The sequence below is a fragment of the Trujillonella humicola genome, from assembly GCF_046233715.1.
Lineage (GTDB): Bacteria > Actinomycetota > Actinomycetes > Mycobacteriales > Geodermatophilaceae > Trujillonella > Trujillonella humicola.
On record NZ_JBJNRJ010000132.1, the window covers coordinates 1 to 1144 of the forward strand.

Annotated in this window: 1 pseudogene; it reads right to left on the minus strand. The window is 71.7% G+C overall.

Annotated features, from left to right (window positions below):
- Positions 1-51 precede the first annotated feature (51 nt).
- A pseudogene (locus ACK586_RS25410) lies at positions 52-1098 on the minus strand (IS256 family transposase); the annotation flags it as partial.
- Between the last annotated feature and the right edge of the window lie 46 nt (positions 1099-1144).

Sequence of the window (1144 nt, forward strand, 5' to 3'; positions counted from 1 at the left end):
CGAGATCGACTGCCCCCAGCTTCATCAGGCCGCTGCGACGGCCCGAAGAGGAAGGACTTCCACCTCCCTGCGGTCATGCGGCGCCTCGTGGCGCACCGGGTTGTTGCTCCAGATCTGGCGCCAGACCTCCTTGGGGAACGCGGTGAACGCCAGCACGTCGGCCCGGGCGGCCTCGAGGTGGGCGGCCACCCGGGGCAGCTTGTCGGCCAGGGCGTCCAGCACGCGGTCGAACTGGGCGTGCACCGAGGCGGCGTCGGGCTGGTCGTAGACCGAGTGCAGCAGCGCCCGCACCCACGGCCAGGAGCTCTTCGGGCAGACCGCCATCAGGTTCGCCGCGTAGTGGGTGCGGCAGCGCTGCCAGGCCGCCCCGGGCAGGGTGGCGCCGATCGCGCCCACCAGCCCGGCGTGTGCGTCGGAGGTGACCAGCTGAACGCCGGTGAGGCCGCGGGCGGTCAGGTCCCGGAAGAAGGTCAGCCAGCCGGCGCCGTCCTCGGCGGAGGTGACCTGCAGGCCGAGGATCTCCCGGTGCCCGTCGGCGTTCACCCCGGTCGCCACCAGCGCGTGCACGCCGACCACCCGGCCGCCCTCGCGCACCTTCAGCACCAGCGCGTCGGCGGCGACGAACGTGTAGGGCCCGGCGTCCAGGGGGCGGTGGCGGAAGTCGGCCACCTGGGCGTCGAGGTCCTTGGCCATCTCGCTGACCTGCGACTTCGACAACCGGGTGATGCCCAACGACTCGACGAGCTTCTCCATCCGCCGCGTGGAGACCCCCAGCAGGTAGCAGGTGGCGACCACGGTGGTCAGCGCCCGCTCCGCCCGGCGCCGGCGCTCCAGCAGCCAGTCCGGGAAGTAGCTGCCCGACCGGAGCTTGGGGATGGCCACGTCGAGGGTGCCGGCGCGGGTGTCGAACTCCCGGGACCGGTAGCCGTTGCGGGTGTTCACCCGCTCGGCCGAGCGGGCGCCGTACTCAGCACCGCAGACCGCGTCGGCCTCGGCGGACATGAGCGTGTTGATGAAGGTCGTCAGCATCTGGCGCAGCAGATCATGAGGTTCCCCCGAGACCGCGGAGGCATCAGCTATAAGGGGTAGCGATGCCAGAGATCCGCAAGAAGTACGACCGGGAGTTCCGTGACGGGGCGGTCCG